General features: G+C 71.7%; 6 protein-coding genes and 1 riboswitch. Of the genes, 4 read left to right on the forward strand and 2 right to left on the reverse strand.

Annotated features, from left to right (window positions below; all coding sequences use genetic code 11):
• Nucleotides 1-130: 130 nt before the first annotated feature.
• The 3 genes from ACFCZF_RS25565 (at nt 131) to ACFCZF_RS25575 (ending at nt 3,876) form a co-directional block, all read left to right on the forward strand.
• Nucleotides 131-1,333, forward strand: coding sequence for a PP2C family protein-serine/threonine phosphatase (locus ACFCZF_RS25565; protein WP_376673634.1), 1,203 nt, complete (start codon nt 131-133; stop codon nt 1,331-1,333).
• Between the two features lie 254 nt (nt 1,334-1,587).
• Nucleotides 1,588-1,744, forward strand: a riboswitch (cyclic di-AMP (ydaO/yuaA leader).
• A gap of 11 nt (nt 1,745-1,755) precedes the next feature.
• Nucleotides 1,756-2,793, forward strand: a complete 1,038-nt coding sequence (locus tag ACFCZF_RS25570) for a M23 family metallopeptidase (protein ID WP_376673635.1) — start codon at nt 1,756-1,758, stop codon at nt 2,791-2,793.
• A 138-nt stretch (nt 2,794-2,931) separates the two neighbouring features.
• Nucleotides 2,932-3,876, forward strand: coding sequence for an aldo/keto reductase (locus ACFCZF_RS25575; protein WP_376673636.1), 945 nt, complete (start codon nt 2,932-2,934; stop codon nt 3,874-3,876).
• A gap of 15 nt (nt 3,877-3,891) precedes the next feature.
• Here ACFCZF_RS25575 and ACFCZF_RS25580 read toward each other — a convergent pair whose 3' ends face one another.
• Both ACFCZF_RS25580 and trmB read right to left on the reverse strand, forming a co-directional pair.
• Nucleotides 3,892-5,286, reverse strand: coding sequence for a PrsW family intramembrane metalloprotease (locus ACFCZF_RS25580; protein ID WP_376673637.1), 1,395 nt, complete (start codon nt 5,284-5,286; stop codon nt 3,892-3,894).
• Nucleotides 5,287-5,296: 10 nt separating this feature from the next.
• On the reverse strand, nt 5,297-6,172 hold the full coding sequence (trmB, locus tag ACFCZF_RS25585) for a tRNA (guanosine(46)-N7)-methyltransferase TrmB (protein WP_376673638.1): 876 nt from the start codon (nt 6,170-6,172) through the stop codon (nt 5,297-5,299).
• 191 nt (nt 6,173-6,363) lie between these two features.
• Between trmB and ACFCZF_RS25590 the strand changes: the two genes are divergently transcribed.
• On the forward strand, nt 6,364-6,693 hold the full coding sequence (locus ACFCZF_RS25590; protein ID WP_376673639.1) for a Dabb family protein: 330 nt from the start codon (nt 6,364-6,366) through the stop codon (nt 6,691-6,693).
• The last annotated feature ends 91 nt before the right edge of the window (nt 6,694-6,784 follow it).

Consider the following 6,784-nt stretch of genomic DNA (forward strand, 5'->3'; position numbering starts at 1 on the left):
GCGCCCCGCGACGTCACCCGCTCGGCCCTCACGGCTCGCCCCCCGCCCCCGCTCCGGGAAACCTGGAGGACGGGACGGCAAGCGGCGCGAACGTGCGGGGTGGCGGGAGACGAGTGTGCGGCCAGGTGACGTGGAGGACGAGGGAGCGTACGCCCGGGCCGGCGGCCGGCTCCCCGGCGATCCCGTGCCCGACCCCGGCCTCGGCGACGGGCCGGAGCGCGTGCCGCCGCTCGCGGGGCTGCCGACCGCGGGGCCACCGCCGCGGCGGACCTCGTACGGGCGGACTTTCGTACGCCTGCTCCCCGTGCTGCTGATCGTCGCCGCCGTCCTGTACGACATCTTCACCCCGAGATACTTCACCGCAGGCCCCCTCTACACGGCCGCGCCCCTGGTCGCCGCCCCGATCTACTCACGGCGCGGCACGGCGCTCACCGGTGTCGCGGTGGTCGCCGCCGTCATCGGGCTGCAACTCGGCAAGGGCGTCATCCACTACGTCGACTCCCTCACCGAGCTGATCACCATCGCGACGGTCGCCGTGCTCGCCGTCCTCGTGAACGGCTTCGTCCGTCGCACCGGCGAGCGCCTCGTCTCCGTCCGCGAGATCGCCGAGGCCGCCCAGCGCGCCGTGCTGCCCGAGCCCGCCGAGCGGATCGGCGGTTTCGAGATCGCCGCCTGCTACGAGGCCGCGCAGGCCGACGCCTTCATCGGCGGCGATCTGTACGCGGTGCAGGACAGTGCGCGCGGCATCCGGCTCATCGTCGGGGACGTACGCGGCAAGGGCATGGGCGCGGTGGCCGCCGTCGCCGTCGTGATCGGCGCGTTCCGGGAGGCCGCGGAGCAGGAGGCGACGCTGGAGGCGGTGGCACAGCGACTGGAGCGGGCGCTGGCGCGCGAAGGAACCCGGCGGGACGGACTGGACGCCTTCGAGGGGTTCACCACCGCCGTACTCGCCGAACTCCCGCACGGCGACGGGATCGTACGCATCGTCAACCGCGGCCACCCGCCGCCCCTGCTGCTGTACGCCGACGGCACCCTGCGCCCGCTGCCCGCCCGGGAGTCGGCGCTGCCGCTCGGCATGGGCGAGCTGGGCGTGTGGCCCGACCGCGCGGAGGAGGCCGACTTCCCCGGTGGGTCCACGCTGCTGCTGTACACCGACGGACTGTCGGAAGCGCGGGACGGGCGGGGCGAGTTCTACGAACCGCACGCGCGGCTGGCCGGCCGCGTGTTCCGGCATCCGACGGAGCTGCTCGACATCCTCGCCGAGGACGTGCGCCGGCACTCCGGGGGCGGCATGGCCGACGACATGGCGCTGCTCGCCGTACGACGACCCTGATCGAAACTTGATCAACATCACCGGACGTGACGGACCGACCGCCCTGCGCATAACAACTGACGCACCATCAGAAACTTGTGCCGCGAAGGGGAATACCGAAGCGCGGTCAACTCGCCCGGTTTTCACCGATCGTGAGGCGTACGTCCGGGCCGGATTCGTTAATGATCAAGAGGAACGGCTTGGAATCCGAGCCCCGCGTCTATTAACGTTCGATAACGCAGCGCGGTCGTCCCAGCCGTCACAGAAGGCGGCTCCGTGCGCACGCGCCGAATCCCGCAAGGGAACCGGGGAACCACCACATTGGGGTGAATCGCTCGTACGACGCCGTGGAGACACGGCGGATATACGCGCGTAGGAGACCTTCCTGCTCCGAACCCGTCAGCTAACCCGGTAGGCGAAAGGAAGGAAAGGAGTACGCCCACGTGGCGTCCAACCGGCCTGCCCCCGAGGCCCCGTTCGTGCCCAGCGGGCACGACACCGACACCTTCGGCTACGACGGCTACCGCACCGAAGAGGGCCCCTGGGAGGAGTGGAATCCCACCGCGGACTCCATCCGCCCCGTACGCGGCCGGCACCGCGTCGCCAAGCAGCGCGGCGGGCTCGCCCGCAGCTCCACCGTCCTCGGCGTCGGTGTCATAGCCGCCGTCGGCGCGGGCGGCATGGCCAGCGCGCAGACCGGCAAGCCGCCGGTGTCGATCTCCATGCCGGACCTGCCGAACGTCGGCTCGCTCATCTCCGACGAGGAGAAGCCGGAGCCGGAGGGCTCCGCCACCCCGCTCAGCAGCATCGGCACGGTCGCCGCCGACACCTCCTCCTCGGAGAGCGCCACCGACGCCGGTGAGACGCTGCGGGCCCGGATCATGGCGCAGGCCGAGCAGCAGCAGACCCAGGTCGAGATCAAGGCCGCCGCCGAGGCCGCTGCCGCCGCCGAGAAGAAGGCCGCGGAAGCCGCCGCCAAGGCGGAGAAGGAAGCCGAGGCCAAGGCCGCCGCCGCCAAGAAGAAGGCGGAGGAGGAGGCCGCGAAGAAGGCCGAGGCCGAGCGGCTCGCGAAGCTGGCCAAGCAGTACACGCTGCCGACCTCCTCGTACACGATCTCCTCCAGCTTCGGCCAGGCCGGCGCCTACTGGTCCTCCGGCTACCACACCGGCCTCGACTTCGCCGCCCCCACGGGCACGCTGCTCAAGGCGGTGCACAGCGGCACGATCACGTCGGCCGGCTGGGACGGGTCGTACGGCTACAAGACCGTGCTCACCCTCGATGACGGCACCGAGATCTGGTACGCCCACCAGTCCTCCATCAGCGTCAGCGTCGGCCAGGAGGTCACCACCGGTGACGTCATCGGCCGCGTCGGCGCCACCGGCAACGTCACCGGCGCGCACCTCCACATGGAGGTCCACACCAGCGGAGGCGGCGGTATCGACCCGATGGCGTGGCTGCAGAGCAAGGGCCTCACCCCCTGAGTCCCGCCGCGCGCGGCGCCGTTCTCTCCGGTCCCCGGCGGTCCTGACGACGACCCCCCGACGTCAGGGCTGCCGGTTTGCGGGATCTTTGCCCCGCTTCCGGAATCGCCGGATCCGGTGCGTTCGTTGACGCAGGACATGACTTCTCTGCGCAAGCTCGGCTCCTCCGACCTGGAGGTCTTCCCCCTCGCCCTCGGCGGCAACGTCTTCGGCTGGACCGCCGACCAGGGCACTTCCTTCGCCGTCCTCGACGCCTACACGGCGGCGGGCGGCAACTTCCTCGACACCGCCGACTCCTACTCCGCGTGGGTCGACGGCAACAGCGGCGGCGAGTCCGAGACCGTCATCGGCGAGTGGCTCGCCTCCCGCGGCAACCGCGGTGACGTCGTCCTCGCCACCAAGGTCAGCCAGCACCCCGAGTACCCGGGCCTGAGCGCCGCGAACATCAAGGCCGCCGCCGACGCCTCGCTGCGCCGCCTGGGCACCGACCACATCGACCTCTACTACACGCACTTCGACAAGCCCGAGGTGCCGGTGGAGGAGATCATCGGCGCGCTCGACGAGCTGGTGAAGGCGGGCAAGGTCCGGCACATCGCCGCCTCCAACATCTCCGCCGAGCGGCTCGCGGAGTCCCTGGCCTTCTCCGACCGTGAGGGCCTCGCCCGGTACGTGGCCCTCCAGCCCCACTACAACCTCGTCTCGCGCGACACCTACGAGGGCGAGTCGCGCGACCTCGCGGAGCAGGCGGGCCTGGCCGCCGTGCCGTACTACGCCCTCGCGTCCGGCTTCCTCACGGGCAAGTACCGGCCCGGCGCGGCCGTCGACAGTCCGCGGGCGGGCGGTGCGGCGAAGCACCTGGAGACCGAGCGCGGCCGGCGGGTCCTCGCCGCCCTGGACGAGATCGCCGAGGCCCATGACGCCCCCGTCGCCACGGTCGCCCTGGCCTGGCTGGCCGCGCAGCCGACGGTGGCCGCGCCGATCGCGTCCGCGCGCACGGTGGAGCAGCTGCCGGCGCTGCTGGGGGTGGCGGAACTGAGCCTGACGGAGGGCGAGGCCGGGAGGCTGACGGAGGCGTCGGCCTGAGACCGGGTGCCGCCGTTACGGCCGGTAGTGGCTGGGCGGGGAGTACGGGTGGTACGGGGTGTACGCGGCCGGTGCGGGGTACGGCGTCGGGGCCGCCGCCGGGGCCGCCGCCGGGTGGCCGGGCCCGTACGCCGACCCGTACGCCGACCCGTACGCCGCGCCGTACGGATGCGGCCAGGTCCGCGCGGCCATCGGTGCGGGCGGCGCCGTGGCCCGGGCCGCGTAGTCCAGTGCCGGACGCGCCACCTCGCGCCGGTGCCACAGGGCGTCCAGCAGTTCCCGCTCCCGTACGGCGAAGTCGGTGCCCGCCCTGCCCCGGCGCCCGCGCTGTCGCAGGAACGCCAGCGAGGTCGCGTACGCCTCGTACTGCGCCACCGTCCGCGCCGCCTCCTTCCCGGCGTGCCGGGAGGCGTGCCGGCGGGCGATGCGGCGGGCCCGCATCGAGCCGAGCGCGTACGGCTCGGTCGGCGCCAGCCATCCGGCCATGACGTACACGGGGAGTTCGGCGCGTACGGTGCCCAGTTCGCGCTGCCGGGTCCAGATCACCAGCCAGGTCAGCAGGCCGAAGGACGGCACCATGAAGGCCCCGTACACGGCGAAGAAGCCGTACTCGCCGAAGGCCGCCGAGCCGTTCCACAGCGCGTGCACGCCCATCGCCAGCAGCAGGCCGGCCAGGGGGAGCAGGGCGCGGCGCAGGCGGTGGCGGCCCGCGGAGAGCGCGGCGAGGCCGAAACCGATGCCGGTGAGCACGGTGAAGAGCGGGTGGGCGAAGGGCGACATGACGATGCGGACGAAGAAGGTCGCCGCGGTGACGGAGGCGATGCCGCTGTCACCGGTGAGCTGGTCGGTGCCGAAGGCGTTGCCCAGGTAGAGGATGTTCTCGGTGAAGGCGAAGCCGGTCGCGGTGACGCCCGCTATGACGACGCCGTCGACGATGCCGGTGAAGTCCCGCCTGCGGAAGAGGAAGACCAGGAGGACGGCGGCGGCCTTGGCGGACTCCTCGACCACCGGGGCTATGACCGTGGCACCCAGGGTGTCCGCGCCGGCCGGGTCGGCGGTGGCCGTCGCTATCCATCTCGTCGCGAAGCTGTTGGCGACGATCGCTATCAGCGCCGCCGCGCAGGCTCCCCAGGCGAAGCAGAACAGCAGGTTCCGCCACGGCCCGGGCTCCACCCGGTCCAGCCAGCGGAACGCGGCCATGAGCAACGGCACGGGCAGGACCGCGAGGCCGAGCCCCACCAGGAACCCCTGTGTGCCGGTCTGTTCGCGCACCAGGGCCAGGATCACCAGGCCGGAGAGCGCGAGCAGGGTGATCAGCGCGCCGTAACGCACCCAGGGGCGCTGCCACCAGTGCGGATGCGTATGCGTCCGCGTCGGCGGACGCGTCGGATACGGGGGACAGGTGGCCACGGCATGGACCCTAACCGGTGGGGGGCTGCTCCTTGTGCTGATCGCGGTGCTGATCGCCTTGCGATGCGGAGTGCGATACGGGGTGCTGTACGCGGCGGAAGAGCAAGTCGTTCACCACATGGCCCTTGTCCAGTCCCTGGCCCTCGAAACGGGTCTGCGGCCGGTGGGCGGGACGCGGCGCGAAACCGCCGCCCCGCACGGTGTTCTCGAAGTCGGGGTGCGCGGTGAGGACGTCGAGCATCTGCTCGGCGTACGGCTCCCAGTCCGTGGCGCAGTGCACGACCGCCCCCGGCGCGAGACGGGTCGCGGCCAGGTCCAGGAACTCCGGCTGGATCAGGCGCCGCTTGTGGTGCCGCTTCTTGGGCCAGGGGTCGGGGAAGTAGACGCGCAGTCCGGCGAGGGAGTCGGGGGCGAGCATCTCGCGCAGGAGGATGATCGCGTCGCCGTTGGCCACCCGGATGTTGGACAGGCCGTCCTGCTCCGCGAGACCCAGCAGGTTGCCCTGGCCGGGGGTGTGGACGTCCACGGCGAGGATGTTGGTGTCCGGGTCGGCGGCGGCCATCCGCGCGGTGGCCTCGCCCATGCCGAAGCCGATCTCCAGGACGACGGGACGGCCGTTCCCGAACAGCTCGGCGAGGTCGATGACCCGCTGCCCGTCGATGTCCAGCCCCCACAGAGGCCACAGCCGCTGCAGTGCGTCCGCCTGCCCGGCGGTCACCCGGCTGCGCCGGGGCTGGAAACTCCGGATCCGCCGCTCGAAGTGCGACCCGGCGGGATCGGCCTTCGGCCCGTCCGGGAAACGGGGCTCGCCCTTGGCGCGGACGTGCCGCAGGGAGGCCCCCATCGCGGGCGGGGGAGCTTCGGGGGTGTGGTGGGAGTCAGACACAATGCGTCGATTTTAGTCCGCGCAACGCCGTTGCGAGACCTCATCGTTCTAGTTACAGTCTATAACTGAATCGAGAGGCTGAAAGACAGACCGGAGGAGAACCGCTGTGATCCATCACCAGATCCGTCTCGCCATGCGCCCCGACGCGCCGCAGGACAAGGTCGACGAGGCACTCGACACTGCTCCGCAGGATGGGGCGTGAGATCGACGCTGTCGTGTACTGGACGGTCGGGCGCGACGTGGGCGGCGACTTCGACTACGGAGCGATGTTCGCGGTGGAGGACATCGAGGGCTACCGGGCGTACATGCACGCTCCGCTGCACCGGCAGGTCGACGAGATCGGGCTGCCGCTGGTGCGGAACATGGTGTCCCACGACCTGACCGACGACGATGACCCGGCCACGGGCGACCTCATCCGGCAGATCCACGCCGAGCGCTTCGCGGGGGACCCGGCCCTCGTCGCCCTGATCGAGGGACTCGGCTCCTACGAGGGCAGCAGCGCGCCGGGGGACGGGTCCTAGATGTACTGCCCAGCCAGGTTGGTCGAGTTTGTGCGACGACACGGTCTGAATCTGTAGGACGGCGAAGGCCTCCGGTTGTGGAGTGGAGCTG

The sequence above is a fragment of the Streptomyces sp. NPDC056296 genome (assembly GCF_042268605.1).
Classification (GTDB): Bacteria; Actinomycetota; Actinomycetes; order Streptomycetales; family Streptomycetaceae; genus Streptomyces.

What these genes read in the sequence shown, in the direction of transcription:
- ACFCZF_RS25575 (WP_376673636.1), top strand. Translation starts at nt 2,932, where the DNA reads ATGACTTCTCTGCGCAAGCTCGGCTCCTCCGACCTGGAGGTCTTCCCC.
- ACFCZF_RS25590 (WP_376673639.1), top strand. Translation starts at nt 6,364, where the DNA reads ATGGGGCGTGAGATCGACGCTGTCGTGTACTGGACGGTCGGGCGCGAC.